The following is a 26,697-nucleotide window of genomic DNA, read 5'->3' on the forward strand; positions in this document are numbered from 1 at the left end:
ACCCTTTTGCGCTCGGACGCCAAGGGTCGAGCATGCAACGCGGCCGCCGGAAGCCGGACTGGCTGAAGTCGCGCCCGCCGTCCGGGAGTCGGTTCACCGAGATCAAGTCCACCCTCCGCGACCGAGACCTCCACACGGTCTGCGAGGAGGCGAACTGCCCGAACATGGGCGAGTGCTGGTCGGGGAACGATGGGCCGGGAACGGCGACGTTCATGCTCATGGGCGACCGCTGCTCGCGCGGGTGTAACTTCTGTGACGTGGAGACCGGCGGGATGGAGCCGCTCGACCCCGACGAGCCGGCGAACGTCGCTGACGCCGTCGCGGAGATCGGGCTCGACTACGTCGTCCTCACGTCCGTCGACCGCGACGACCTCGCGGACGGCGGGTCGGCGCACTTCGCCGAGACGATCCGCGCGATCAAGCGCCGCGACCCGGAGATACTCGTCGAGACGCTCATCCCTGACTTCCAGGGAGACCCCGAGGCGATCGACCGCATCATCGACGCGGAGCCGGACGTGATCGCCCACAACGTCGAGACGGTCGAGCGGCTCCAGTGGCCGGTCCGGGACCGCCGCGCGAACTACGAGCAGTCGCTCGCGGTGCTCGACCGGGTCGACCGCGAGTCAGACATCCACACGAAGACGAGCCTCATGCTCGGCGTCGGCGAGTACGACCACGAGGTGTACCGAACGCTCGGGGACCTCCGCGAGGTCGGCGTCGACGTGGTCACGTTCGGGCAGTACCTCCAGCCCTCGCGCTCGCACCTCGACGTGTTCGAGTACGTCCACCCGGACGTCTTCGAGACGTGGCGGCGGGTCGCCGAAGAGGAGTTCGACTTCCTCTACTGTGCGTCGGGCGCCATGGTCCGGTCCTCGTACAAGGCGGGCGAGCTGTTCGTCGAGGCGTTGGTGCGCGAGGGCCGGTCGCCCGAGGACGCGCGGCGCCACGCGCGGGCCGCGGGCGGCGACTGACGCGTACCCCACCGTCGCGGGCGGGCGATAAAACGCCGAGGCGCGACTCCGACAACTCCGGCGGGCCGGTCACAGCTGTCAGGCGGTTTCGAGGTCTCGACTTTTTGTCCGAACAGCGAGTTATTTACCTCTCGGTGACTCACCCTGCGTCAGTGAGACGTACACATGGGAACAACTGACTCGTCGATCGTCGATTCGGCGCGGGCCCGGCCGGGGCTTCTCTTCGTCGCCCTCCTCGGCGGCCTGCTCCTCGTCGACCTCGCGGCAAAGCTCGCGGGAGTCGGCCTCGGCCCGATCGGGGGGTCGATATCGGTCGACCGGCTCGGCTCGAACCTCTGGAACGGCGTCGTTATCGGGCTCGTGATCGGGCTCGCCGGCATCGGACTCTCGATGACGTACAGCATCCTCTCGTTCGCGAACTTCTCGCACGGCGACCTCGTCAGCGTCGGGGCGTTCTCCGGCTGGGGCGTGGCGTTCCTGATCGCCGGCTTCGGCGACGTGCCGGTCCGGGCGCTCCTGTCGGTCCGCGACGCCGGGAGCGCCTCGCCGGGCGACATCGGCGCGCACATCCTCACGACGCCCGGCGCGATCCTCGTCGGACTGCTCGCGGCGTTCGTCGTCACCGCGCTGCTCGCGGTGGCGCTCGACCGCGCGTTCTACAAGCCGATGCGTGACCGCGACGGGATCTCGCTGCTGATCGCCTCCATCGGCGCGGCGCTCATCGTGCGCTATCTGCTCCAGTTCGCCTACGGCTCCGACCGGCGCGGCGTGACCGCCAGCGTCGACGCGTCGAACCTCGCGTTCGGCCCGCTCGGGCTCTCGGTGAACGCCCACGAGCTCACCATCCTCGTGGCCGCGGTCGGGCTGATGCTCGCGATGCACGGCATGCTCCAGCACACGAAGCTCGGCACCGCGATGCGCGCGATGGCCGACAACAAGGACCTCGCGCTCATCACGGGGATCCCGGCCGAGCGCGTCGTCACCGCCACGTGGATCATCGGCGGTGGACTCGCCGGCGCCTCCGGCTACCTCTACGTGCTGCTCCGCGGGACGATCCAGTTCGACTTCGGCTGGCTGCTCCTCCTCCTCATCTTCGCGGCCGTAATCTTAGGCGGGATCGGCTCCGTCTACGGCGCCATCGCCGGCGGCCTCGTCATCGGGATCGTGTTCACCACGTCGACGATCTGGATCCCCTCGGACTTCAACCAGGCCGCGGCGTTCGGCGTGATGATCCTCATGCTGCTGTTGCGTCCCGAGGGGCTGTTCGGGGGGGTGACCACCACATGAGCGACGCGAACGCCCCCGACGGCTCCGCGTCCGGGCCGTCCGAAGGCGCGCCCGACGCGCCCGACCCGCCCGAGAGCGCGACGGCGGCAGTGGTCGAGGCCGCCCGAGAGAGCGACCTCGCCCTCGTCGCCGGGACGCTGCTCGTGATCTACGCGGCCGCGACGCTGTTGACATTCACCGACGGGCTCAACAGCGTTGTCGGACTCATGGAGACGCTGACGTTCCTCGGTCTCGTCTACGCGCTCACCGCGCTCGCACTGAACCTCCAGTGGGGGTACACCGGCCTGTTCAACATCGGCGTCGCCGGCTTCATGGCCGTCGGCGTGTACACGATGGGGATGGTCGTCCGGTCGCCCGACCCCGCGTTCGGCCCGCCCGGACTCGGGCTACCGCTCCCGGTCGGGATCGTCGCCGGCATGGGGATGGCGGCGCTGCTCGGCCTGATCGCCGCCCTGCCGGCGCTCCGGCTCAAGGCCGACTACCTCGCCATCGTGACGCTCGGCCTCTCGGAGATCATCCGCCTGTCGCTCCAGTCGAGCGCCTTCGACAACTTCCTGCGCGACACGATCGGCGCCGGCACCGGCGGCGGCCGCGGGATGGGGATGCCGGACAACCCGGTCCGCGGGCTGTTCTTGGTCGACGGGCAGGCGGGGAACCCGACGCCGCTCGGCGACCTCGTCTTCGGCGTCTTCGGGAACGACGGGCTCGGCATCTCGCACCCGATCCTCATCGGCTGGGGGTACATCGCCGTCCTCGCCGCGTTCCTCGTCGCGTTCTATCTCATCCTCGAACGCCTCGGCCGCTCGCCGTTCGGCCGGACGATGAAGGCGATCCGCGAGGACGAGCTCGTCGCCAACTCGCTCGGGAAAGACGTGAACCTCGTGAAGATCAAGGTGTTCGTCATCGGCTGCGCGCTGATGGGGCTCGCCGGCATCCTCTGGTTCGGCAGCCAGGGCAACGTCTCGCCGACCCCGCAGTTCCGGCCACTCTTAACCTTCTACGTGTTCATCGCGGTGATCATCGGCGGGTCCGGGTCGAACACCGGCTCCGTCCTCGGCGGCATCGTCTTCGCCGCGGTGCTGTTCGAGGGGCCGCGGCGCGTCGGCGGGACGGTTCGGGGGCTCATCGACGCGGAGACGCCCTCGTCGTTCGCCGACGCGGTCGTCTCGCTGGACCCGGTGTCGTTCCTCGCGTACGCGACCGACAACATCGCGCCGCTCCAGTTCGTCTTCCTCGGACTGGTGCTCGTGTTCATCATCCACCGGCGGCCGGAGGGGATCTTAGGCGACAGGATCGAGACGGCCGCGGCCGTCGACCTCTCGGAGCGACCGACCGGAGGTGAGTCCGATGAGTGACGCACCCGATCGGAACGACAGCGGCGACGCGAACGACGCCACTGACATAGACGACGCGTCCGACGCCGCCGACGTCGCGGACGCGAACGACGCCGCCGATCCGGGAGAGCTCGGCGCGCCCGAGACCGTCGCGGCGGCGGACGGACCCGACGACGAACCGGAGGCGAACGACAGCGCGGTCGAGGAGGCGGCGAAACACGTCCCCTCGGGGGCGCCCCCGCTCCGCGTGGAGGGGCTGGTCAAGCGGTTTGGCGGCGTCACCGCCGTCGACGGGGCCTCCTTCGAGGTCGAGGCCGGGTCGCTGACCGGGCTCATCGGCCCGAACGGCGCCGGGAAGTCGACCACGTTCAACTGTATCACGGGCGTCCACGAGCCGACCGCCGGCAAGGTGTACTTCGAGGGCGAGGACATCACCGGGCGCAAACCGTATCAGATCGCGCGGAAGGGACTCGTCCGGACGTTCCAGATCGCCCGGGAGCTCTCCGAGATGACCGTCTTGGAGAACCTCATGCTCGCGCCGCAGGGCCAGCTCGGCGAGTCCGCGATCCGGGCGGTGACGCCCGGCCTCCGCGGCGGGGTGATAGCAGAGGAGACCGATCTCCGGAAGCGGGCCTGGGAGACGCTGGAGTTCTTCGAGATCGACCACCTCGCACACGAGCACGCGGGGAACCTCTCCGGCGGCCAGCGGAAGCTGCTGGAGATGGCCCGCGCGCTGATGACCGACCCCGAGATGGTGTTGCTCGACGAGCCGCTCGCCGGGGTCAACCCGACCTTAGAGGAGAAGCTGTTAGACCGGATCCACGACCTGCGCGCGGACGGCTACACCTTCCTGCTCGTCGAACACGACATGGACGTCATCATGAACAACTGCGAACGCGTCATCGTCATGCATCAGGGCAGCGTGCTCGCCGAGGGGACCGGCGACGAGATACGGAACGACGAGCGGGTCATCGAGGCGTACCTGGGGGAGGACCTATGACCGCCGACGCCGCGGACGAGGAGGCCACGACGGGCGCCGCCGATGAGGACACGACGGGCGCCGCCGACGAAGCGGCTGCCCATGCCGGCACCGAACACACGGTCGACGGGGACGCCATACTGCGCATCCGCGACCTCGACGCCGGCTACGGCGACCTCCAGATCCTCTCCGACGTGGTCTTAGACGTCGCCGACGAGGAGTACGTCACCATCGTCGGCCCGAACGGGGCCGGTAAGTCGACGGTGATGAAGACCGTCTTCGGGCTCACGACCCACATGGGCGGCACCGTCGAGTTCGAGGGGAAGTCGATCCAGGGGCTCGCGCCCGAGCAGATCATCCGCGAGGGGATCGGGTTCGTCCCGCAGAACGACAACGTGTTCCCCGGGCTCAGCGTCCGCGAGAACCTCGAAATGGGCGCGTACATCCTCGACGAGGTGCCCGAAGACCAGATCGAAACGATCTACGACCGGTTCCCGATCCTCCGCGAGCGCAGCGAGCAGAAGGCGGGGACGCTCTCCGGCGGCCAGCGGCAGATGGTCGCGATGGGGCGGGCGCTCATGCTCGACCCCGACCTCCTGCTGCTCGATGAGCCCTCGGCGGGGCTCGCGCCCGACCTCGTCTCGGACATGTTCGACCGGATCGACCGGATCAACGAGAGCGGGACGGCGGTGCTGATGGTCGAGCAGAACGCGAAGGAGGCGCTCCGTCGGTGCGACCGCGGCTACGTGCTGGTGAACGGCGAGAACCGCTACACCGACCGCGGCGACGTGTTGCTCGACGACGAGGACGTGCGCCGCGACTTCCTCGGCGGATAGTCGCCACCGCGCCGTTCTGCTATAGATTTCCGGCGTCCAGCGGGTCCTCAAGCTGGCCCATCACCGCCTCCATCGCGTCGGTCGCGGTGAGCAGCCCGACGACCTCGCCGTCCTCGATCACCAGCGCGAGCTCCTGCGACTCCGCCTGGAACCGGTCGTAAGCGTCGCTGACGCTCGCGTCCGCCGACACCGTCATCGGCGGGGCCGCGACGTCCGCGAACGTCAGGTCGCCGTCCCGGAGCTCGTCGAAGCGGCTCACGATGGAGGGGGCGTACACAATCCCCTCGAACTCGTTCGGGTCGTCGCCGACGAGCGGGAAGCGGCTGTGGGGGGTGTCGCGGATTCGGTTGAGGTTCTCCTCGGCGGAGACGGTTGTCGACAGCGAGACGATCTGGTCGGCCGGCGTCAGCACCTCCCGCACGGCGAGCTCGTCGACATCGAGCGCGTTGAGGACTTCCTCGCGGCGCTCCTCGGGGAGCTCGACTTCCTCCATCATCGAGCCGAGGCGGTTGCGGAGCTCCGCGCGCGTCTCCAACACCTCCTCTTCGGCCTCGGTCCACGAGCCGGTCATCTCGACGCCGAACAGGCCGAGGGTGGCCTTCGCGACCCAGTCGCCGAACTTGATCAGCGGCGAGATGAGCCACGCGAACCAGTAGAGGGGCCGGGAGCCGTACTGGGCCACCTGCTTCGAGCGCTCGACGCCGAGGTACGTCGGCGTCTGCTCGCCGTGCGTCAGGTGGACCATGTTGATGATGAAGAAGCCGAGGAGCGAGCCCGCGCCGGCGGACGCGAACGCCGTGTTCTCGAATATGGGGGCGAACAGCGCGGCGAGCCCCGGCTCGGCGACGATACCGAGCGCGATGCTCGTCCCGGAGATCCACACCTGACAGGTCGTCAGGTAGAACTCCAGGTCGTCGGTCATCTCCCAGGCGCGCCGCAGTCCGGGGGTGTCCATCTCCGACTCGGGGTACTGCCGCAGGCGCGTCAGGCCGAACTCGATCGCCACGAAGTACGCGTTGATCAGGATGAGGGCGACGCCGGCCGCCACGCGGAGGGCGACCTCGGTCGGCGGCATCGCCGTCGCAAGCGGGATCATCGTCTCACCGATCTCGGCTCGAACTTAAAAATGGTCGAGAACGGGTGACAACGCGAGAGCGGACGGGGACTCGGAGCCTACGCGTAGTCCTCGTACGTCGGCAGCCCCGACTCTGGCGGGAACTCGTCGACCGGGACCGTCGTCTCGTCGCCGCTCGCCATGTCCTTCACCGTGTACTCGCCGTTCTCCAAGTCGCGCTCGCCGACGACGACGACCGTCTCGGCGTTGATCGAGTCGGCGTAGCCGAGCTGCGCGCCGAACGAGCGGTCGGAGACGTCCTGCTCGACGACCACGTCGTCGCCGAGCGCGCGGAGGTCGCCGGCGAGCGCGGCCGCCTCGCTCCGCGTGTCGCCCACCGAGAGGACGTAGTAGTCGGTCGAGAGCTCTTCGTCGGGCCACACACCCGCGCGCTGACAGAGCAGCTTGAGGGTGGCGTGGCCGGGCGCGACGCCCACCGCGGGAGTGGGCTGGCCGCCGAAGCTCTCGATGAGGTCGTCGTAGCGCCCGCCGCCGAAGACGGAGCGGGAAACCTCGCCGGTGGAGTCGAAGCACTCGAAGACGACGCCGGTGTAGTAGTCGAGCCCGCGGGCGGTCGTCAAAGACACCTCGCAGAACTCGCCCGCGCCGAAGTCGTCGGCCGCGGCCAGCACGTTCCGGAGGTTCTCGACCGCGTCCTCGACGGACTCGTCGCCAGCCTCGGCGACCGCGTCGAGGTCGTCGACCGTCTCGACGCCCGAGATGAGGTCGTCGAAGTCGCGCGCGGTATCGCGGGCGAGCCCGGCGTCCGAGAGGAGTCCGACGTACTCGGCGTCGTCGACCTTCGCGCGCTTGTCGACCGCGCGGATCGCGGCCGCGGTGTCGACCGCGTCGGGGTCCGCGGCGAGCGAGCGGACGAGCCCGCCGAGGATGTCGCGGTGCGAGACGCGAAACTCGAAGTCGTCACCGGTGAGCCCGAGGTCAGTCAGGGCGTCGGCGGCGACCGCCAGCACCTCGGCGTCGGCCTCGGGCGCCGAGGAGCCAAACACGTCGATGTTCGTCTGGTAGAACTCGCGGAAGCGGCCCTGCTGGACCTGCTCGTAGCGCCAGAACGGACGGGTGGAGACCCACTTGATCGGCTTCGACAGCTCCTGACCCTTCGCGACGACCATCCGGGCGACGGTGGGCGTGAGCTCCGGCGTCATCGAGACCCCGCGGCCCCCCTTATCGTCGAAGGCGTACAGCTCCTCGACGATCTCCTCGCCGGACTTGTCGACGTACATCTCCGTCCGCTCTAAGGCGGGGGTGGCGATCTCCCGGAAGCCGTGCCTGGCCGCCGCGTCCTCGATCGCGTCGGTCACCTCGCGGCGAGCGGACTGCTCGCCGGGGTAGAAATCTCGGAATCCCTTGAGGCCGTCGTACATGGGTGTCGATTCGGCGAGCGCCCGCTTGAAAGCATCCTTTCGGGGCGGGGTTCGCTGACTCGTTGCGGGAGTCGCGGTCGGTGACGCGCGGCCCGGGGGGCGACGAAGCGCGGCGCCTCGCCCCGACTAGTCGCGCTGGTACTCCTTCTGGAACCCGCGGAACTCCGTCCGGTGGGCCTCCTCGTCCGAGAGGAGCGTCACGGCGAGGTCCTCGGTGACCGGGTCGTCGGCTTCCTCGGCGGCGTCGATCAGGTCCCGGTACGTCGCGATCGCATCCTCCTCGGCGTCGAGTACGCCGTTGATGACGGCCAACACGTCCGTCGAGTCCTCGGGCGGCTGGAGCGACTCCTGGCCGGCCGTGAACTCGGCGGACCCGGGCGGGCGCGCGTCGAGCTGTTTGAGCCGCTGTCCGATCTGTTCGGCGTGGCCGAGCTCCTCTTGGACGTCCTGTTTCAGGCTCTCTTTGATCTCCTCGGCGCGGACGCCGTCGAGGACGATCGCGTTCGTCTGGTAGTTCATCACGGTCTCGATCTCGTCGGCGTACGCCGTCTTGAGCAGGTCGACGACTCGTTCGGATGACATACGCGACGATACGCCCCCGAGGTCGAAAGTAGTTCCGGCGGTTCCGGACCGACGCGAACTCGCCGACCGCGGACGGAGCCGCCCGCCAAGCAACCGGCCGCCGCGGAAGAGGGGGCAGCCGGAGGTCAGTCGGTCCGGCCGTGGACGTACGTCTGGTCGTGGTCCGGGAACACGTCGCCCACGGTCGCGTCGCCGTACTCGTCGGCGATGAGCGTCCGGAGCTCGTCCTCGTAGTCCGCCTTCGGCACCTCCTCGCTCGGCCCCTGCTGGACGTCGAAGGTGGCGTCGACGAGCTGGTCGACGGCGTGGCGGCCGAACCCGGAGAGCGGGGAGATGTAGTCGATGCCGTTGCGGTCTTCGAGGCTCTGCGCCTGCGCCCGCGACACCGTGGGGACGCGGTCGTCGCGGCGCGTGCCGTCCGCGATGGCGTCGACGTCGAGAGCGGCGATGGTCTCTAAGGCGTGCTCGTGGACGCGCTGGATCCCGTTGCGGGGGTAGCCGTCCGCAACCATCGTCTCGGCGGCGCTCTCGGCCACGTCGCGGTCGAGCTCGATGCGCTCGAACGGGAACCCGAGCTCGGCGGCCGCCCGCTCGGCGTGCTCCCAGTCGTCCGTGAGCCCGAAACTGCCGGTGACACAGCGGACGTCGTAGAACCGGTCGAGCAGGTGGGCGGCAAGCGAGGAGTCTTTCCCCCCGCTGTACAGCAGCGCGAGCTCCATCTACCGGTGGCGGATGTCGAAGCTCTTCTGTTCGGGCTGGAGCTCTTTGAGCAGGTCTCGCATCTGGTCTTCGTCGATCTGTCCCTGGATCCGCCCGCTCTGTGCCAGCGCGGCGACCTGCTTTTTGACCTTCTCGCCGAACTGGGGCTTCGACATCTCGACCGCGTTGAGCCGCTGGCGCGCGCCGTCGGTCAGGTGCTGTTTCAACACCGCTTCCTGCTGGGCCTCGGCGCGCTCCTGGGCCTCCTGTTGGGCCTCGGCGGCGTCGCCCTCACCGCCCTGTCGCTCGCGGAGCTCCTCCATCTTCTGTTCGCGCAGTTCCTCGAGCCGTTCGTCGTCGGGGTTGCCACTCATACACGCCTGTTCTCGGTCCGTGCGAAAAACCATTTCGGAGGTCGCGACCCGCGCACCCCGGCCGGAACCGCGGTCCAGACCGTCGACGCCGACGGGGGCGGTCCGCGCCGTTTAAACGGATCCTCGGCGTAGCCGCCGCCAATGAGCGAGTCGCGGGAGTTCTGTCCGCGCTGCGGCGACCCGGTCCCCGAGCGGCGCGACCCCCTTCCGGGCGAGCCGCGCGGGCGAGACGCGCTGCTCTGTGACGACTGCTACTTCGAGGACTTCGATCTGGTCGACGCGCCCGACCGGATCGAGGTGCTGGTCTGTTCCGGCTGCGGCGCCGTCAGGCGCGGCGAGTCGTGGCGCGACGTGGGCGCGCGCGACTACACCGACGTCGCGGTCGACGAGGTCGCGGAGGCGCTCGGCGTCCACGTCGACGCCGCGGACGTCGAGTGGGGCGTCGAGCCGGAGCAGGTCGACGAGAACACGGTCCGGATGCACTGCCGCTTCTCCGGCGTCGTTCGCGGCACCCTCCGGTCCGCAGAGGTCACGGTCCCGGTGAAAATCTCGCGCGGGACCTGCGACCGCTGCGGGCGCATCGCGGGCGGGTACTACGCCGGGATCGTCCAGGTCCGCGCCGACGAGCGCGACCTCACGCCCGCGGAGCGGGCCGAGGCGCTCGACATCGCGGAGACGTACGTGGCCGATCAGGAGGCCGACGGCGACCGCGAGGCGTTCATCACCGAGGTGAAAGAGACCGACGACGGGCCGAACATCAAGCTCTCCTCCAACCGGCTCGCGCAGAACGTCGCGACGCGGATCACGGAGTCGCTCGGCGGGAGCTTCGAGTCGTACCCGACGCTCGTCACCGAGGACGGCGACGGCAACGAGGTGTACCGCGTCACCTTCGCGGTCCGGCTGCCGAAGTACGCGGAAGGCGAGATAATCGACCCCGAGGACGGCGACGGCCCCGTCCTCGTCACCGGCGTCGCCGACCGCCTTCGGGGCGTGCGCCTCGCGACCGGTGCGGAATACACCTCCGCGTTCGCGGACGGGGAGGCGCCCGAAGCGACCCGGCTCGGCACCCGCGACGACGCGGCGGAGACGACGGTCGTGACCGTCGAGGACGAAAACGCGATCCAAGTGCTCGACCCCGTCACCTACGAGGCGAAGACCGTCCCGAACCCGGCGTTCGTCGACGACGACGCCGACGCGGTCCTCGCGTTCGAACACGGCGGCGACGTCCACCTCGTGCCGGAGGAGGGGACGGAACCGACCGCGGAGTCGGCACCGAGTCGAGACTGACGCTCCTCGGGGATCGTTTCGGCTGGAGAACTGATCGTTCGTTGAAAGGGGCTGAAAAACCGGGTCTACGCGTCGACGTCGTCAGCGGGGACGGGAGACGCTCAGTCGGCGCGGGCGGGCTGTTCGCGGCCGAGCGCCGCGGCGCGCTCGGACTCGGTTACTTCGATGCCGCGGCGTTCGAGCTGCTCGATGAATTCAGCCTCGCTGAGCCCTGCCTGTGCGGCCGCCTGCGACAGCGTCAGGGTTCGCGCACCGTACAGCGTCAGCGCACTCGACAGCCCGTTCGTGGCCATACATCCAGTAGTCGCGTGAGGGATTATGAAGGTTACTACTTCATGGAGGGCCCTGATACACCTTATACGATATATATTGACGGATGATCGGCACGGGGTTGATAATATGATTCGCACCACCGCCCCTCGCCCGCAGGAGTTATACGGTTCTGCGGTCGACACGGCGGCATGGACAGACAACAGGTCATGGCGCTGTTCTTCGCGTTTCTCATGGTGAGCTCCATGGTCGCGTACGGCGTCTCGCTGCTGTGACGGCCGCCTCGCGGTAGCCCCCTCGCCGTCGCCCCCTCGTCAGCCGTCGCCCCACACGTCCGACAGCGGGTGGTCCCGCCGTCGCTCCGCGTCCCGCTCGGAGCGGGTCTTGACCGACTCGTCGCCTGTCGTTCCGCTGTCGGCGGTCGCGTCGCCGTCGGTGGCGACCGAGCCGCCCTCCTCGCGAGACGAGTGCCCCGCGTTTCCGCTCTCTGACCCGCCCGAGCGGCGACTCCGCCGCCGTCCCGCCCCCGCGCCGCCGGACGGCGACGCGTCGATGCCGGCCAGCGCCACCTCGGGGTCAAACGCCGGCAGCGACGGGGTCGTCATCGCGTCGACCTGGTCGCGGAACCAGTCGGGCGTGTCGGCCTCGGCCCGCTCGAAGAGGTCGAGGAGGGAGTCGTCGGCGAGGTACGTCGCGCCGTAGTCGTCGGGCGCGCGGACGACCCGCCCGCACGCCTGGATGACGGTGCGCAGTGCCGTCCGGTGGTACCACGCCCACTGGCCGTCCTCCAGCCGCCGGGCGACCCGCGAGTCGTTCGTGTTCCGGTACGGCGCCTTACACACCACCTGCCAGCGACAGAGGTCGCCTTTCAGGTCAAGCGCCTCCTCCATCTTCACGGAGACGAACACCTCCGGGTCCGAGCTCGCCTTCCACGCCTCCAGCTCGGCGTCGCGGTTCTGTCGGTCGTGCCGCCTGACGCGCGCGGCGACGCCGAACTCGCCGAGGCGCTCCGTGATCCGCTCGGCGATGTCGTACGAGTGCGCGTGGATAAGCCCCTTCTCGTCGGGGTGTTCGGCCATCAGCCGGACGATGAGGCGAGCGATCTTCGGCACCGTCTCGTCGCGGTGCTCGTACGTCATCGACCCCTGCGTCACGTCGTACAGCGGGCGGTTCGCGAGCGGGAACGTGTGCTCAACGTCGACGAGGGCGACGTCGGCGGGGTCGAGGCCGACGCCGCGACAGAACGCCTCCTTTGAGAGGATGGTGGCGGACAGCAGCGCGAACCGGTTCCCCCGGTCCCACACCGTGTGTCTGAGGTAGCGCGCGGGGTCGAGCGGCTTGATGTCGATGGGGGAGCCCTCGCCGCCCGACTGGTCGACGACCCACGTGGTCGGCGACTCTACGTCCCGGTAGTCTTCGAGGAACCAGCCGAGCTCGCTGATGAGCTCCTGAAGTCTGTCGCGCCGGGCGACCTCCTCGCGGTCGAGCTCGGGGCGCCCCACGAGCTCGTCTTTCGCGCGGATCGCCACGTCGCGGAGGCTCTCGACGAACCGCGCGGTCCGGTCGAGGGGGTCCTCCTCGGCGCCGGCGTCGGCCGCGACATCGGGGACGCCGACGTCGTCCCACACCGGCACGCGCTCGGGGGATATCTCGATGGTGGCGTACATCTCGGCCCACTCCGCGAGTCCGTGCGCCTCGTCGATCACGACGACGTCGCGCTTCCGGAACACCTCGGAGCCGGCGGTGCGCATGAAGTACGCCAGCGTCATGGCCGCGAAGCGGTTTCCGGAGGCGATGGCGCGGTCGGAGAAGTACGGACAGCGGTGCCGGATCGAGCAGTCGAACCCCTGCTGGCGCGCGCAGGGCGCGCGGTTCACGGGCGTGTCGTGCTCGCCCGGGAGGACGCAGTCGTAGTTCGACTTCCCGCGGATCACCGCCAGGTCGTCGAGTAAGTCGTCGGCCTCGACGTCGTCGATCTGCGACACCTGCGGGGTGGTGTAGTAGGCGCCGGTCGCCTCGCTGGGGGCCGCCTCGCCCGCGGTCTCAGCCGCGCCCATGATCGCGCGGGCGAGCAGCGACTTGCCGCTGCCCGTCGGCGCGCGCACCAGCACGACCCGGTTGCCGGACGCGAACGCGTCGCGGATGTCGGCGAGGGCCTGCTCCTGTGCCCCGCGGAAGCTCGGCGCGGGGAACTCGGCGGGGATCCGGCTCGGGTCCACACGACGCCCTCGCGCGCTGGCGGAATTAAACCCTCGCTTAGGCTGCGGCCGCGACAGCTATTCGTGGTTGGCGCCGATAGCGGCAGGAGAGCGATGAACGACGACGGGGTTCTGGGGTCGCTGTCCGCCGTGGGCCTGCTGAGCCTCTGTTGTATCGGGTTCGGCGGATTGGCGGGCGGAGCGGCGGTGATCGGCGGCTCCGCCTCCGCGAGCGCGTTCGCGACCGGGGCGACGAGCGCGCGCGGCGCGCTCATCTCCGGGGCGGTCACGTTCGGAACGGTCCTCCTCGCCGCAGCGGTGATCCGTTGGCGGCTGAATCGGTCGAGTGAACAGTAGGGGTCGGCGGCAGCCGCGAGTTCACTCTCGCCCGTGCGTCTCGATGTTCTCCCAAACGATAGCCATCAGCTCGCCGGTCTTCGCCACGAGGTTCTCGACGGCGTCCTCGTCGACGCCGGCGGCCGAGGCGCAGCCGAGGTCGCGGATCGCCTTCGTCGCCGAGACGTGGTGGACGTGGACGCGGTCGTCGCCGGCGCGCTCGTACACGACGGTGGTACACGGTAACATGCCGGCGAGCGTGGGGTCGATCCGGAGGGCGTCGTACGCGATCTCAGGGTGACAGACGACGATCAGCGCCGTCCGCTCGACGTCGTCGTGGCCGAGCATCCCCTCGATCATCTCGTCGAGGCGCGTGACGCGCACCGTTTCGAAGTCGGCGAGCTCGTGTTCGAGCTGGACGAACGGCACCGCGTCATCGAAGGAGAGGTCGACGGTCGTGTGGAGCGCCTCGTCGGCGGTGGGCGCGGGGAGTGCGGCGTCGCTCATGCGAACTCCTCGAATCCCACCGCGTAAAAGCTCGTCTCGCCGTTCAAGACCTGCCGCTATCTTCGACGGGAGACGCCGGCTCCCGGCGGAAACGGACGCGTTCGGTGGCCGGCCTACTCGTCCGTTTCGGGCGTCGCGTCCCCGTCCGTTTCGGGCGTCGCGTCCGCGTCATCCTCGTCGTCCGCTCGGCGGTCGCGGACGACGAGAACGGGGCCGACCGAGGCCGCGGCGACCCGGTCGCTCTCCTCGCCGAACACGAACGACCGGAACGAGGGTGCGCGCTCGCCCATCACGACCGCGTCGTGGCCCGGGACCGCGTCGATCAGCGCGTCGAACGGCGAGCCCTCCGCGGCCAGCGCCGTGTCCACGTCGAGCCCCGTCTCGCGGAGCCGATCAGCCGCGACCTCCAGTCGGGCGGCGGCGTCGCCGGCGCCGCCGGGATCGGTCTTCTCGGACGCGTCGGCGTCCGTCGCGTCACCGCCGGCTGGCGGTCGCTCCTCGGCTGCGAGAAACAGCGTGACGCCGATGTCGCGGTCGCCGACGAGCGCCTCGACGAACGAGAGGATCCGGTCGGCGTCGACGTCGCCGGAGAGCGACACCAGGATCCGGTCGACGTCGCCGGTCGTGCCCGGGACGGCGAACGCGTCCGCGTCGACCTCGTCGGTCACCCGCTCGATCGTCTGCTCGCGGTCGTGCGTGAACACGAGCCGGTGGTCGGCCGCGCCGCCCGCGGCCCGGAAGTCCTCGTTGATTCCCTCCAGCGCGGACGTCGCGCGCTCCTCGAACTGGAGCCGGGCCTGGTCCGGCGGCGTCTGCTCCGGCAGGACGTGATAGCCGAGCACGGTCACGTCGACGGCGCCGAGCAGCGATATTAAGCCGGGCGAGACGCTCCCTCCCTCGAGCACCGCGACGGGTACGAGTACGCGTGTCATTTACAGGGCCCCCTTGAGCGACACGTCGCGGGCGTAATAGAAGTACCACCCGGCCGTGGCGGCGATGACCGCGATCCCGACGAGGATCGAGAGCCGGTTCATAAAGGCGATCAGCCCGAAGCTGGCGAGCGCGCCGAGGACCGGGATAATGGGCCCCCCGGGCACGACGAAGTCCGGGTCGTACCACTCGGGCCGGTCCCGGCGGATGGCGACGAGCGCGACGCACATCAGCCCGTACATGATCAGGTGGAGGAAGGAGGCGACCTCGGCGAGCAGCTGGACCTGCCCGGTCGCCGCGAGGACGACGACGGGGCCGCCGGCCATGCCGAGCGCGACGTGCGGCGTGCCGTACCGGAGGTTGATCCGGCTCGCCCACCGCGGGAGGAGCGCGTCCTTCGACACGCCGTAGATCGCCCGCGAGGTGCTGAGGATCGAGGCGTTCGCCGACGACATGGTCGCGAGGAGCCCGCCGACGATGATCACGAGCGCTCCGGCGGGCCCGAGCAGCGCCCGGCCGACCTCGACCATCGCGGTCTCGCCGGCGGCGAGCAGGGCGTCCCGCGTGAAGATGTTGGTCGCGACGAAGATGGTCAACACGTACAGGACCGTGACGATCAGGACGGAGCCGACCATCGCGAGCGGGAGGTTCCGACCGGGATCTTTCATCTCCCCGGCCACCGTCGCCACCTGCGCGAACCCGAGGTAGGAGGTGAACACGAGCGCGGCCACCGAGAGAATCGGCGCGGCTCCCCAGACGCTCGTGGCCTCCCCGGGCGGCGTGTCAACGGCGACGAGCCCGAACGCCTCCAGCAGGCCGAACCCGAGGAAGGCGACGAGCATCGAGAGCAGGAGCGCGACGATCCCGTTCTGGAGCTTCGCGGCGTTCTCGGTGCCCGTGACGTTCAGGACGGTGAACGCGACCCCGGCGAGGACCGCGATGACCGACACGATCGCGTCCGAGCCGGCGCCGACCGCGATCCCAACCTGCGCGAGCGCGTCGAGCGCGTAGTACCCGAGCCCGACGAGGTAGAAGGCGGTCGCGAACACGAGCCCGAGCCACAGCGACAGCCCGATGACGGTCCCGGCGAGCGTCCCGAGCCCCCGCGAGATGAAGTAGTAGCCGCCCCCGCTCCGCGGCATCGCCGTCGCCAGCTCGGAAGTCGGGAGCGCGACGAGGAGCGCGATCACCCCGCCGACCGCGAACGAGGCGGTCGCCGCGGTGCCGATCTCCCCGCCTGCGAGCCCGGGGAACACGAAGATCCCGGCGCCGATCATCGTCCCGATCCCGATCGCGAGGCCGCCGGTCAACCCGATGGTCCGCTCGAGCTCGGCGTCGTCGGTGATCGTGGCCGACTCCGTCTCGACGACCGACTCCGCGACCGGCGCGTCGCCGTCGAGGTTGCGGCCGCTCGGCTCGTCGGGCATGTGTGCCCGAGGACGGCCGGCCGTCGGATAAGTGTGGGGAGGCGGATCGGCCCGACCGGAGCCGGGCGACGCGGTTCGGCGGGCGCGACCGGAAAAACGGAGTCGGCTCTCGTCGGTTAGTTGCGTCGTCGAAGAAATGCTCCGGCTGGGATTTGAACCCAGGTCATCACCGTGAGAGGGTGATATGATTGGCCGGACTACACCACCAGAGCACGTCCGTTCGTCGCAATCTACGGTAGGAAAGACGATAGTAAAACAGTTCCGTTTCGACGCCGCCGTGCCCCGGTTTGTCGTGGCGAGCCGCGCTCAGACGTCGACGGCGAACGGCGACTTCGCCGCGTCGAGATCGCCCGCTGCCGCGCCGATCGCGGCGAGCAGGTCGGCGACCGCGTCGAGGTCCCCGGTGTCGATCACCTCGACCGGCGTGTGCATGTACCGGTTCGGGATCGAGACGTTGAGCGCGGGCACGCCGCCCCGCGCCGTGTAGAACGCGTCCGCGTCGGTGCCCGTGCGGATGCCGGCCGCCTGGAGTTGGACCTCGAGGCCGGCCTCGTCGGCCGCCTCGCGCGCGAGATCGACGAGGACCGGGTGGTTCGCGCTGCCGCGACCGATCACCGGGCCGGCACCGAGTTCGACCGGGCCGCGGCGCTCGCGGTCGACGTCCGGGTTGTCGGTGGCGTGCGTGACGTCGACCGCGACGAACGCGTCGACGTCGTCGAGGTCGACCCCGACCATTCGGGCGCCCTGGAGCCCGACCTCCTCCTGGACGGTCGAGACCGCGTAGACGGTCGCGTCGATGTCGGCCGCGGCGGCGCGGCGGAGCCCCTCGGCGGCCGCCCACGCGCCCGCCCGGTTGTCCACCCCGCGTGCGGCGATCCGGTCGCCGACGAGGTCACGGAGGCCGGTCGAGAACGTGACGGGGTCGCCGACCTCGACGTGGTCGCGCGCCTCGTCGGCGTCCGCGGCGCCGATATCGACGAACTGGGCCGCGACGTCCTCGTACTCGTCGTCGGCCTCGTCCCGCAGGTGGATCGCCGTCTGCCCGATGACGCCCTGGACCGGCTCCTCGGCGTGGACCGTGACGTGCTGGCCCTTCGAGACGGTGCGGTCGGAGCCGCCGATCCGCCCGATGCGGAGGAAGCCGTCGTCGAGCACGTCGCGGACGATGAACCCGATCTCGTCGGCATGACCGGTGACGGCGATCGCCGGCGCGTCGGGGTCGCCCTCGTGGACCGCGACGGCGTTGCCGTAGGCGTCGGTGTCGACCCAGTCCGCGAACTCGCGGACGTAGTCGGTCCAGACCCGCTGGGCGGCCGTCTCGAAGCCCGAGGGGCTCGGCGTCGCGAGGAGGTCGTCGAGGAACGCTCTGCGCTCGTCGTCCATGCTCCGAGGCTGTGGGGCGGCCGCCAAGAAAACGTCGGTGTCGGCGCTCGACGCCGGGGCCCTCGGCGAGTCCGCGGGTACGGGAACCCGCCGGGAGTCCGCCGGCCCGGGGACCAGTCGACACAAGCGCTTTGGGGCGGCCGCCCGTCCGATCTGTATGGACATCCTCCGAAGCGTCCGGACCGTCGCCGAGGCCGAGGGGCCGGGCGTCGTCGACTGGGACCGGGCCGCGGCGGCCGCGAAGGACGCCACGGACCCCGGATCGATCGCGCTCTCCGACGCGGAGCGCGCGGGGTACGCCGCCGACGTCCGCGACGCGCGCTCGCGGCTCGCTGAAGTCGCGGGGATCGAGTTCGATGTGCCCGACACCGTCGAGGTGCAGAACCGCCACCACTGGATCGACGCGAGCGTCGGCACCTTCCGACGCGTGATGGACCCGATCGAGGCGGCCGCGGTCGGCGACGGCGAGGAGGCCGGATCCGTCGGGAACTCCGGAACCGACTCGCTGGACGTGATGCCGGACAGCGCGCCCGGACCGGTCGGACCCGCGCCCGGGGCCGCCTTCGCGCAGGATCTCTCGCGGGTCGCCAACACGGGCTCGATGGCGTTCGCGCTGGGCTTCCTCGCGCGGAACGTCCTCGGCCAGTACGACCCACTCCTGCTGGCCGACGAGCCGGACGCCGACCACGGGCTCTACTTCGTCCACCCGAACATCGTCGCGGTCGCGAGCGCGCTCGACGTCGACTACCCCCGGTTCCGCCGGTGGATCGCGTTCCACGAGGTGACTCACGCCGCCGAGTTCGGCGCGGCGCCGTGGCTGCCGGAGTACCTGGAGTCGCGCGTCGAGCGCGGCGTCGAGGGGATGGTCGGCGGCCCGGGAGGCGCGGGCCGCGGGCTCGACCCGGACGCGTTCGCGGAGCTGCAGGCCGCGATGACCGCGGTCGAGGGGTACGCCGAGGTGCTGATGGACCGCGCGTTCGACGGCGAGTACGCGGACCTCAGGCGGAAGCTCGACGAGCGCCGCGGCGGGGGCGGCCCCGTCCGCCGGCTCGCGCAGCGCCTGCTTGGACTCGGGCTCAAGCGGCGGCAGTACGAGCGCGGCGCCGCCTTCTTCCGGCACGTCGCCGACGCGCGCGGCATCGAGGCCGCGGGCGCCGTCTGGGAGCGCGCCGAGAACCTGCCGACCGCCGCGGAGATCGACGACCCCGAGGCGTGGCTCGTCCGCGTCGACCCCTGAGCGGCGCGCGGCGACTCACTCCAGTTCGAGGTCGCGCTCTCGGCGTTCTCCACCCCGGTCGGAGTCGACTCGGTCGAACCGCTCGTCGAGGTCCTCGGTCGCGAGCAGCCGGTCGAGCTTCCGCTCGAACTCCGCCTCGTCAATCTCGCCGGTCGCGTACCGCTCGCGGAGCGCCGCGACCGGCCGGTCGGCGGATTCCTCGATCCCGCTCGACGCGCCCGCCGACTCGTCGCCGGACGCGACGAGCGGGAACTCCTCGCCGAGCAGCAACACCAGCGGGATGAGGAGGAAGAACCCGGTGATGAACGTCGCCGGGATCAGCGCCTCCAGCGGGCCCGGGATGATGACGGCGAAAAGCGCCGTGAGCCCGAACGAGAGGATCCCGATGAGACCGATGAGTCGCTTCTTCTCGAACGTGGGGAGGGCCATACGCCACGAATTCTGTCGCGTTGACAAAAACGTACTGCCGGGTCGGACGGATTTTCACCGTCGCACGCGACCGACGGCTATTCGTCGCGGGCGCGCTCACGGCGATCCGTGCTCAGGTACGTGACGACGAACCCGGGGAAGGTGCGCGAGGCGGAGCGGTACCTCCCTGACGGCTCGGTGGAGCGGCTCGACTTCGACTACACGGAGGTCCAGGCCGACGAGCTCGGCCCGATCGCGGCGCAGGGCGCCCGCGAGGCGTTCCGGCACGCGGACGCGCCGGTCCTCGTCGACGACGCGGGGCTGTTCGTCGAGGGGCTCGACGGCTTCCCCGGACCCTACTCCTCGTACGTCGAGGACACCCTCGGGGTCGAGCGCGTCCACGAGATCGCCGCCGACCTCGACGACCGCCGCGCCGCCTTCCGGTGCGTCCTCGGCTACTGCGACGGCGAGGGGTTCGCCGCGAGCCCCGACCCCGTCGACCGGGGCGACCGCGACGCGGCCGCGGCGGCGGGCCCGGACGGGGAGGATGGAGGGGGAGACCCCGACGGGACTGACCCTCTCCCGGTCAAGCTGTTCGAGGGGTACGTCCCGGGCCGGATCGTCGCGCCGCGTGGCGACGGCGGGTTCGGCTACGACCCGATCTTCGAACACGACGGCGAGACGTTCGCGGAGATGGACACCGACCGGAAGAACGCGGTGTCGCACCGCGGCCGCGCCTTGGAGAAGTTCGCGGAGTGGTACGCGGACCGGTAGGCGGTCGAGCTTCCGAGGCGAAGCGAGCGCTCAGGCCGCGTCCTCGATCGCTGCCGTGAGGAGGTCGCAGCCGAGGCCGATCTCGCGTTCGGTGGCGTCGAGGGGCGGGAGAATTCGGAGCACCTTGTGGCCGCACGCGAGCGTGAGGAGGCCCCGCTCGAACGCGTTCTCGACGACCGCGTCCCGGCGCTCCTTCGTGTCGAACTCGACGGCGAGCAGCAGCCCCTTTCCGCGGACGTCCTCGACGGGGTCGAGGTCGGCGTCGCGCATCGTCTCCTTGAACTGTCGGCCGCGGACGACGGCGTTGTCCATGAGGTCCGCCTCCTCGATGGCGTCGAGCGTGAGCGCGCCCTGCGCGGAGGCGATCAGGTCGCCGGCGCCCCACGTCGACGAGAGGCGACCGGTCTCCTCGGGGAACACATCGCTCCGCGAGACGGTCGCGCCCACGCGGAGCCCCTTCCCGCTCGCGATCACGTCGGGGTCGTACGCGTAGTGGTCCGAGCCCCACATCTCGCCGGTGCGCCCGACGCCCGATTGGATCTCGTCGGCGATCAGGGTGATGTCGTGTTCCGCGGCGAGCGCCGCGATCTCGTCGGTGAACGCCTCCGAGGGGAACCGGTAGCCCCCCTCGCCCTGGATCGGCTCCATGATCAGGTACGCCACGTCGTCCGGGTGGACGTTCCCGCGCTCCGGATCGAGCTTCTTCCGGAGCCGCGAGACGCCGTCCGCGAAGAAGCCGCACGAGCAGGTCTCGGGCGAGCAGGTTCGGTCGTCGCAGTACGGCATCTCGGTCACGCCGCTGATCTCCGGGAAGTCGCGGCGGTACACGGACTTCGATCGGTTGAGCGAGAGCGCGCCCAGCGTCCGGCCGTGGAACGCCCCGTCGAAGGTTATCGCGTACTTCGCGCCGTTGGAGGCGTCGTAGGCGATCTTGATGGCGTTCTCGACCGCCTCCGCGCCGGAGTTCGAGAGGAAGACGGTGTCCATGTCGTAGTGGCTCGTCAGGTCCGTCAGGCGGTCCATCAGGCCCGAGGAGCCGGGGATCCCGTCGTCCGGCGAGGGGCCGCCCGCGGCGTAGAAGTCCTGGCCGGCGATCTTCAGCGGGTCGACGAGGTCGAACTCCTCGAGCCGGTCCATGATCAGCGGGTTGTTGTACCCGAGCGGCGCGGCGGCGACGTGGCTGGTGAAGTCCATGAGGACGTTGCCGTCGACGTCGGTACAGAACGGCCCCTCGGCGGGCGCGGTGCGGTCCCAGACGAACTCGTAGACGTAGGTGCTCGGCGCGGCCGACTCGTGGTGGTAGTCAACCCACTCGCGAGCGCGCTCGCCGGGGACGTCGGCGACGGCGGGCGTGGCGGTGTCGCGATCCATGTGCCGTGGTGGCACGCGGGTGAAATAAATCCGGGGCGGTCGCGCGATCGTTGGAGAATTCTCCAACGATCGTTCGCCCCGTGTCGGCCGCGGCACTGGCCCTCATTCGTCGGCGCGGCACCACGTGGCGGGCGTTCGGTTCGGATACGCGATCGAAGACGGAATGCGACATAGTAGCATAATACGTCAGATTTTTATAGAATCGCAACCCTAGTTGTAACCGAGTTCGAGGTGGTCAGCAATGCCCATGCTCGAACCGGCGAACACGTGGACGCAAGGACTCGACTTCCCGAGCCGACTGCTCGAATCCGGTAGCAACGACTACGAACTGTACGAGGAGGACGGCGAGTTCGTCCTCTCGGTCGAGCTCCCCGGGTTCGACCCCGAGGAGATCACCGCCTCGTGGAACGACGGCGTACTCAACGTCGCCGGCGAACACGAGGACGAGCGCCGCGGGACCCGCCGGACGTACCACCGGCGGTTCCGCTTCCCGAAGGCGATCGACGAGGACGGCATCGAGGCCGAGTACCGGAACGGCATCCTGACGGTCCGGCTCCCCGTGACCGTCGAGGGCGCCGTCTCCGGCACTGAGATCGAAATCGAGGGCTGACCGCGGTACTCTCGGTCGCGACCCCCTCGGTCTCCGACACCCCGATGCCAAGCGACCGGCGCGGTGCCGGTCGCCCCTACCCGCGTTCCGTACTCCGTTTTCGACCGCATTCCCGCTTTTCGACCGCATTCCCGCTTTTCGACCGCTCGGATCGTCTCGGAGAGGAGCGCGCCGACCCCGCACGCCTTTTATCGCCCGCCGCCACGGACGAGGCATGAACCGCGAGGAGTTCGCCGCCAGCATCGACCACACCGTCCTCGGCCCGGAGACGACCCCGGCCGACGTGCGGACCGTTCTCGACGAGGCCGCCGCCCACGGGATGAACGCCTGTATCCCGCCGTGTTACGTCACCGAGGCGGTCGCGTACGAGGCCGATCCCGAGGCGATCGCCACCGTGGTCGGGTTCCCGCACGGCCAGCACGCGCCCGAGGTCAAACGCGACGAAGCGGTCGCGGCATGGGAGGCGGGCGCCGACGAGATCGACCTCGTGATCAACGTCGGCCGGCTGAAGGCGGGCGACGACGGCGCGGTCGCCGACGAGCTCGCCGACGTCGTCGCGGCCGTGCCGGTCCCGGTGAAGGTGATCATCGAGACCGCGCTGCTCGACGACGCCGAGAAGCGCCGCGCCTGCGAGGCCGCCGTCGCCGCCGACGCCGACATGGTGAAGACCTCGACCGGCTTCGCCGACGGCGGCGCGACGGTCCCCGACGTGGAGCTGATGAGCGAGTACCTCCCGGTGAAGGCGTCCGGCGGCGTCGGCTCCTACAAGGAGGCGACGGCGATGCTCGACGCGGGCGCGGTCCGGATCGGCGCCTCCTCCGGCGTCGAAATCGTCGAGGGACACCCCGAAAGCGGAGACTAGCGGTCGTCCGGCGACGCGTTCCGGCCGTCGCCGTCGGCGGCGAGACCGTCGCCCGGCGCCGGGTCGTCGGCGTCCGGCCGGCTCGCGTCGTCGCCGAGGTCGGTGTCCTCGATATCGTCCGGGTCCACGTCGACCTCGAAGGCCGAGACCGACTCGGAGAGGGACTCGGCCTGCCCCCGAAGCCGCTCGGCGTTCTGCGCGATAGTGGCGACGGTCGCGGTCTGCTCCTCCGCGGCGGCGGACACCTGTTCGGAGCCGGCGGCGACCTCGCCGCTCACCTCGGCGACGTCTTCGACCCCCTCGACCGCGCGCTGGGTCGACCGGGCCTGGTCCTCGGCCGCCTCGCTGATCTCCTGAACGCCGTGGTTCGTCTCCTCGACGGCGTCGACGACGGCTTCGAGCGACGACGACGCCTCCCGAACGGTGTCGGAGCCCTCGTCGATCCGCGCGTTCGTCTCGCGGATGTCGTCGACGGTCTCGTCGGCCTCCTCGCGGACGGCCTCGATCTGCGATTCGATCTCGGCGGCGGCCTCCTGCGTCTCCTCGGCGAGGTCCTTGACCTCGTCGGCGACGACAGCGAAGCCCTCGCCCGCCTCGCCAGCGCGGGCGGCCTCGATGGAGGCATTCAGCGCGAGGATGTTCGTCTGCTCGGCCACGTCGGTGATGAACTCGACGACCTCGTCGATCTCGTCCATCCGCTCGTCGAGCGACTCCATCTGCTTAACCGCGGCCGCGGAGCGCTCCTCGATCGCGTCCATCTCGGCGAGCGCCTCGGCGGCGGCCTCGCGGCCGCTCGAACCCTGCTCGGCGGCGGCCTCGGCCGTCTCGGCGACGGACGCGGCCGACGACGCCACCTCCTCGATGCTGGCGGAGAGGTCACTCATCTCGCTGCTCACCGCGTCGAGCCGCTCGTCCTGTCGCACCGCGCCATCCGCGATCTCCTGGATCTGCTCGCTGACGGTCCCGCTCGCGGTCTCGACCTCGTCGGCGCCGGCCGCGAGGTCCGCGCTCGCCGAGTCGACCTCGCCGGCGAAGGCGGCGACCCGTGCGGTCGTCCGTTCGAGCTGTGCCACCATGCCGTTGAACTCCGAGGCGATCTCGCGCATCGCCTCCCGGTCAGCGTCGGGGTCCATCCGCTGGGTGAGGTCGCCGTCCGCGACCGCGCCCATCACCTCGCTGTAGTCGGCCGCGCGGGCCTCCATGTCGCGGGTGACGGCCTCGGCCTCCCGCCGCGCTTCCTCGGCCTCGTTGGCGGCGGTCTCGGCCTCAGCGATCCGCTCGCGGAGCGCGTCGCGCATCGCGCCGAAGCTCGTGAACAGGCGGCCGATCTCGTCGATCCGGCCGGTCGAGAGGTCGACGTCGAGCTCTCCGGACTCGATCTGCTCCGCGCGGTCTCGGAGCCGGGCGAGCGGCATGACGGTCCGGCTCCCCAACACGACGCCGACGGCGCCCAGCGACGCGAGAGTGAGCAAGATGAGGAGCAACACGGAGTTGCCGACGTCGTTCCGGACCGCGAACGCCGTCGACTGGTCGACGCTCGTCACCGCCACCCAGTCGGTGTCCGGGACGGACGCGTACGCGTACACCCGGTCGTCGCCGATCTGGCTCGCCGTCGTCGCGTTGCCCTGCCGGATCGCCTCGACTTTGTCGGCGTGTCGCTCCCCGTCGACGGTCCGGTCGATGTCGAGGACTGTCTGTCCGGCGGCGTTGAGGATCGTCGTCTCCTCGCCGGTGTCGGTGTTCTGGATCCGTTCAAGCTGCGGCTGAATCCGGGTCACAACGACGAGGTACCGGCCGTCCGCCCGCGGCACGGAGCTGGCGAATGCCATCACCGGTCGGTCGTTGAGCACGGGCGACCGGTACGAGCGGACCGACCGCCAGACGCGGTCGTCCTCGCCGACCCCTTCCGGCACGTCGGCGTCGCTCCACGGGGCGTCCAACTCGCTCGGGGCGCGCCCCTCAAGCGGCCGTTCCGTACTGGCCACCACTCGGTCCTCGCTCGCGTCGACGAGGTGGATGCTGACGATGTCGTCCGACAGGAGCTGGTCTTTCAACAGCACGTACGCCGGCGCCCGTCGGTCGGAACGCAGGGCGTCGGCCGCCGACATCGACCGGGTTTCCGTGCTCATTCGCTCGGTCCACGATCCGATGGCGTCGGCCTGGAGGCCGCTGGTCTCGGCCAGCTGCGCCGTCGCGTCCGATTCGACGGTCTGTTCAGTCTGGAGGTAGGTGAACGCGCCGCCCGCGACGACGACCGCGGCGACGACGAGGAACGCGAGCGCGAACTTGGCGGCGTACCGGCGTCGAACCGCGTCCGGGAGGAGCCCGCCGACGGCCCGCGCCAGTCGGTCGGTCAGCCGGTCTGTCATTGGTCGGACTCCTCCAGCTCGGACGGGACCGTCAGGTCGCCGCTGGTGATCCGCTCGCCGGACTCCGCGACGGCCGCGCGCACGTCGTCGGGGATGACCGGACCGAGCGACGTGCCGTAAACGAGGGCGACGCCGTCCTCAGCGAGTCCGAGGGCCGTCGTCGAGCCGGTCTCGAGGGAGTCGTTGATCGTCCGCTCGGTGGCGTCGTAGACGGCGGTCCCGACGCGTTTCACCATCGACGCGAGGATCACGTCGGCGTAGCGCGGGTTGCTCCGCGACTGGTCCGAGTCGACGCCGATCGCGTACCGGCCGTACTCCTGTGCGGCTTGGAACACGCCGAGCCCGCTGCCGCCCGCCGCGTGATACACCACGTCGGCCCCTCCTTCGTACATCTCCGCGGCGGCGGCGTATCCGGCCTCGGGGTCGTCGAAGGCGCCGACGTACGTGGAGCGCACCGACACGTCGGTTGGCGCGTGGTCGACTCCCGCGCGGTACCCGGCCTCGAACCGGCGGATGAGGTCCGAGTCAACGCCGCCGACGAAGCCGACGGCCCGCTCGTCCGGGCGCGTCGAGCCGGCACCCACGGAGAGGTCGCGGCTCGTCACCAGCCCGGCGAAATGGCCCGCTTGGAACGACCCCTCGTGTTCTCGGAACACGTAGTTCGCCACGTTGTCGCGGTCGACGACCGAGTCGACGATGGCGTACTGCTGGTCCGGGTACTCCTCCGCGACCGTCGAGAGCGCGTCCCCCTGGAGGAAGCCGATACAGCAGATCAGATCGTAGTCGGGAGACTCCGAGGCCGACAGCGTCGCCTGCGTGGTCTCGAAGTCCGGCATCGATGCCGGTTCCTCGTTCGAGAACGCCACGTCGTAGTCGAGTCGAGCGCGCTGGATGCCCCTGTTCGCGGCGTCGTTGAACGACCGGTCGTCGAGCCCGCCGAGCGCGTAGATCATGCCGACCGTCGCGCTGGCGTCGGCCGCGTCCGATACGTCGTCCGTCTCTTCGGTCGCCGTCTCGTTCGTATCGATCGACGCCGTCCCGGAGTTATCACCGCCGAGACAGCCTGCTGTTGCGCCCGCGAGCGCACCGCCGAGACCGACAGCGACTCGCCGGCGAGAGAGCGTCTTCGTCCGCGTTTCTGTCATCTCATCGGCGTCGGCCTGAGGGAGA

26 protein-coding genes and 1 tRNA gene are annotated in these 26,697 nt (G+C 70.2%); 11 read left to right on the forward strand and 16 right to left on the reverse strand.

Going from position 1 to position 26,697, the window contains the following annotated elements:
* Positions 1-32 precede the first annotated feature (32 nt).
* The 5 genes from lipA to ACOZ35_RS09155 all read left to right on the forward strand — a co-directional run bounded on the left by lipA (position 33) and on the right by ACOZ35_RS09155 (position 5,407).
* Positions 33-971, forward strand: a complete 939-nt coding sequence (gene lipA, locus ACOZ35_RS09135; RefSeq protein ID WP_424013307.1) for a lipoyl synthase — start codon at positions 33-35, stop codon at positions 969-971.
* 165 nt (positions 972-1,136) lie between these two features.
* The gene (locus ACOZ35_RS09140; protein ID WP_424013308.1) at positions 1,137-2,258 is read left to right on the forward strand and encodes a branched-chain amino acid ABC transporter permease; all 1,122 of its coding nucleotides are present in this window, start codon (positions 1,137-1,139) and stop codon (positions 2,256-2,258) included.
* Entirely contained in the window at positions 2,255-3,613 is a 1,359-nt protein-coding gene (locus ACOZ35_RS09145; RefSeq protein WP_424013309.1) for a branched-chain amino acid ABC transporter permease, read from the forward strand. Before ACOZ35_RS09140 ends, ACOZ35_RS09145 begins: the two co-directional genes overlap by 4 nt.
* Positions 3,606-4,592 carry an ABC transporter ATP-binding protein gene (locus ACOZ35_RS09150; protein ID WP_424013310.1) on the forward strand — a complete coding sequence of 329 codons (987 nt, stop codon included), beginning with the start codon at positions 3,606-3,608 and terminating at the stop codon, positions 4,590-4,592. Before ACOZ35_RS09145 ends, ACOZ35_RS09150 begins: the two co-directional genes overlap by 8 nt.
* Complete coding sequence (locus ACOZ35_RS09155; protein WP_424013311.1) at positions 4,589-5,407, forward strand: ABC transporter ATP-binding protein; 819 nt, start codon at positions 4,589-4,591, stop codon at positions 5,405-5,407. Before ACOZ35_RS09150 ends, ACOZ35_RS09155 begins: the two co-directional genes overlap by 4 nt.
* A 19-nt stretch (positions 5,408-5,426) precedes the next feature.
* Here ACOZ35_RS09155 and ACOZ35_RS09160 read toward each other — a convergent pair whose 3' ends face one another.
* The 5 genes from ACOZ35_RS09160 to ACOZ35_RS09180 form a co-directional block, all read right to left on the reverse strand.
* Positions 5,427-6,503, reverse strand: a complete 1,077-nt coding sequence (locus ACOZ35_RS09160; RefSeq protein ID WP_424013312.1) for a CNNM domain-containing protein — start codon at positions 6,501-6,503, stop codon at positions 5,427-5,429.
* A 77-nt stretch (positions 6,504-6,580) separates the two neighbouring features.
* The gene (hisS, locus tag ACOZ35_RS09165) at positions 6,581-7,903 is read right to left on the reverse strand and encodes a histidine--tRNA ligase (protein WP_424013313.1); all 1,323 of its coding nucleotides are present in this window, start codon (positions 7,901-7,903) and stop codon (positions 6,581-6,583) included.
* Positions 7,904-8,029: 126 nt separating this feature from the next.
* Complete coding sequence (locus tag ACOZ35_RS09170) at positions 8,030-8,485, reverse strand: DUF892 family protein (RefSeq protein ID WP_424013314.1); 456 nt, start codon at positions 8,483-8,485, stop codon at positions 8,030-8,032.
* 125 nt (positions 8,486-8,610) lie between these two features.
* Entirely contained in the window at positions 8,611-9,204 is a 594-nt protein-coding gene (locus ACOZ35_RS09175) for a DUF7411 family protein (RefSeq protein WP_424013315.1), read from the reverse strand.
* Positions 9,205-9,558 carry a DNA-binding protein gene (locus ACOZ35_RS09180; protein ID WP_007345291.1) on the reverse strand — a complete coding sequence of 118 codons (354 nt, stop codon included), beginning with the start codon at positions 9,556-9,558 and terminating at the stop codon, positions 9,205-9,207.
* Between the two features lie 141 nt (positions 9,559-9,699).
* Between ACOZ35_RS09180 and ACOZ35_RS09185 the strand changes: the two genes are divergently transcribed.
* Positions 9,700-10,845, forward strand: coding sequence for a 60S ribosomal export protein NMD3 (locus ACOZ35_RS09185; RefSeq protein ID WP_424013316.1), 1,146 nt, complete (start codon positions 9,700-9,702; stop codon positions 10,843-10,845).
* 101 nt (positions 10,846-10,946) lie between these two features.
* Here ACOZ35_RS09185 and ACOZ35_RS09190 read toward each other — a convergent pair whose 3' ends face one another.
* Positions 10,947-11,138, reverse strand: coding sequence for a UPF0175 family protein (locus ACOZ35_RS09190; protein WP_017344020.1), 192 nt, complete (start codon positions 11,136-11,138; stop codon positions 10,947-10,949).
* A gap of 291 nt (positions 11,139-11,429) precedes the next feature.
* Positions 11,430-13,334, reverse strand: coding sequence for a helicase C-terminal domain-containing protein (locus ACOZ35_RS09195; protein WP_424013317.1), 1,905 nt, complete (start codon positions 13,332-13,334; stop codon positions 11,430-11,432).
* A 93-nt stretch (positions 13,335-13,427) separates the two neighbouring features.
* Between ACOZ35_RS09195 and ACOZ35_RS09200 the strand changes: the two genes are divergently transcribed.
* On the forward strand, positions 13,428-13,670 hold the full coding sequence (locus ACOZ35_RS09200; protein ID WP_424013318.1) for a hypothetical protein: 243 nt from the start codon (positions 13,428-13,430) through the stop codon (positions 13,668-13,670).
* 21 nt (positions 13,671-13,691) lie between these two features.
* On the opposite strand, the gene ACOZ35_RS09205 is transcribed toward ACOZ35_RS09200, so the two are convergent.
* From ACOZ35_RS09205 to ACOZ35_RS09225, 5 genes are all read right to left on the reverse strand, one after another.
* A complete protein-coding gene (locus tag ACOZ35_RS09205) occupies positions 13,692-14,156 on the reverse strand; it encodes a DUF302 domain-containing protein (protein WP_424013319.1) in 465 nt (154 codons plus the stop codon).
* 113 nt (positions 14,157-14,269) lie between these two features.
* The gene (locus tag ACOZ35_RS09210; RefSeq protein WP_424013320.1) at positions 14,270-15,088 is read right to left on the reverse strand and encodes a universal stress protein; all 819 of its coding nucleotides are present in this window, start codon (positions 15,086-15,088) and stop codon (positions 14,270-14,272) included.
* Complete coding sequence (locus tag ACOZ35_RS09215; protein WP_424013321.1) at positions 15,089-16,513, reverse strand: APC family permease; 1,425 nt, start codon at positions 16,511-16,513, stop codon at positions 15,089-15,091. It abuts the gene before it with no gap.
* 137 nt (positions 16,514-16,650) lie between these two features.
* Positions 16,651-16,725 (reverse strand) — tRNA-Glu (locus ACOZ35_RS09220).
* Between the two features lie 94 nt (positions 16,726-16,819).
* The gene (locus ACOZ35_RS09225; RefSeq protein ID WP_424013322.1) at positions 16,820-17,896 is read right to left on the reverse strand and encodes a M20/M25/M40 family metallo-hydrolase; all 1,077 of its coding nucleotides are present in this window, start codon (positions 17,894-17,896) and stop codon (positions 16,820-16,822) included.
* Between the two features lie 157 nt (positions 17,897-18,053).
* Here ACOZ35_RS09225 and ACOZ35_RS09230 point away from each other — a divergent pair, with 157 nt between their 5' ends.
* The gene (locus ACOZ35_RS09230; protein ID WP_424013323.1) at positions 18,054-19,133 is read left to right on the forward strand and encodes a zinc-dependent metalloprotease; all 1,080 of its coding nucleotides are present in this window, start codon (positions 18,054-18,056) and stop codon (positions 19,131-19,133) included.
* 15 nt (positions 19,134-19,148) lie between these two features.
* Here ACOZ35_RS09230 and ACOZ35_RS09235 read toward each other — a convergent pair whose 3' ends face one another.
* Positions 19,149-19,562, reverse strand: a complete 414-nt coding sequence (locus tag ACOZ35_RS09235; protein WP_424013324.1) for an SHOCT domain-containing protein — start codon at positions 19,560-19,562, stop codon at positions 19,149-19,151.
* 108 nt (positions 19,563-19,670) lie between these two features.
* Between ACOZ35_RS09235 and ACOZ35_RS09240 the strand changes: the two genes are divergently transcribed.
* The gene (locus ACOZ35_RS09240; RefSeq protein ID WP_424013325.1) at positions 19,671-20,315 is read left to right on the forward strand and encodes a non-canonical purine NTP pyrophosphatase; all 645 of its coding nucleotides are present in this window, start codon (positions 19,671-19,673) and stop codon (positions 20,313-20,315) included.
* Between the two features lie 30 nt (positions 20,316-20,345).
* Here the strand turns inward: ACOZ35_RS09240 and ACOZ35_RS09245 are convergent, their stop codons facing one another.
* Complete coding sequence (locus ACOZ35_RS09245) at positions 20,346-21,686, reverse strand: aminotransferase class III-fold pyridoxal phosphate-dependent enzyme (RefSeq protein WP_424013326.1); 1,341 nt, start codon at positions 21,684-21,686, stop codon at positions 20,346-20,348.
* A gap of 247 nt (positions 21,687-21,933) precedes the next feature.
* Here ACOZ35_RS09245 and ACOZ35_RS09250 point away from each other — a divergent pair, with 247 nt between their 5' ends.
* Both ACOZ35_RS09250 and deoC read left to right on the forward strand, forming a co-directional pair.
* A complete protein-coding gene (locus ACOZ35_RS09250; RefSeq protein ID WP_424016056.1) occupies positions 21,934-22,296 on the forward strand; it encodes an Hsp20/alpha crystallin family protein in 363 nt (120 codons plus the stop codon).
* Between the two features lie 214 nt (positions 22,297-22,510).
* Positions 22,511-23,158 (forward strand): deoxyribose-phosphate aldolase, encoded by a 648-nt coding sequence (gene deoC / locus ACOZ35_RS09255; RefSeq protein ID WP_424013327.1) that lies wholly within the window; start codon positions 22,511-22,513, stop codon positions 23,156-23,158.
* On the opposite strand, the gene ACOZ35_RS09260 is transcribed toward deoC, so the two are convergent.
* On the reverse strand, positions 23,155-25,527 hold the full coding sequence (locus tag ACOZ35_RS09260) for a methyl-accepting chemotaxis protein (RefSeq protein ID WP_424013328.1): 2,373 nt from the start codon (positions 25,525-25,527) through the stop codon (positions 23,155-23,157). The two genes, deoC and ACOZ35_RS09260, sit on opposite strands and share 4 nt — an antisense overlap.
* Positions 25,524-26,672, reverse strand: a complete 1,149-nt coding sequence (locus ACOZ35_RS09265) for a BMP family lipoprotein (RefSeq protein ID WP_424013329.1) — start codon at positions 26,670-26,672, stop codon at positions 25,524-25,526. Before ACOZ35_RS09265 ends, ACOZ35_RS09260 begins: the two co-directional genes overlap by 4 nt.
* Positions 26,673-26,697: the final 25 nt, after the last annotated feature.

The organism is Halorubrum xinjiangense (genome assembly GCF_049604745.1).
GTDB lineage: Archaea > Halobacteriota > Halobacteria > Halobacteriales > Haloferacaceae > Halorubrum > Halorubrum xinjiangense_A.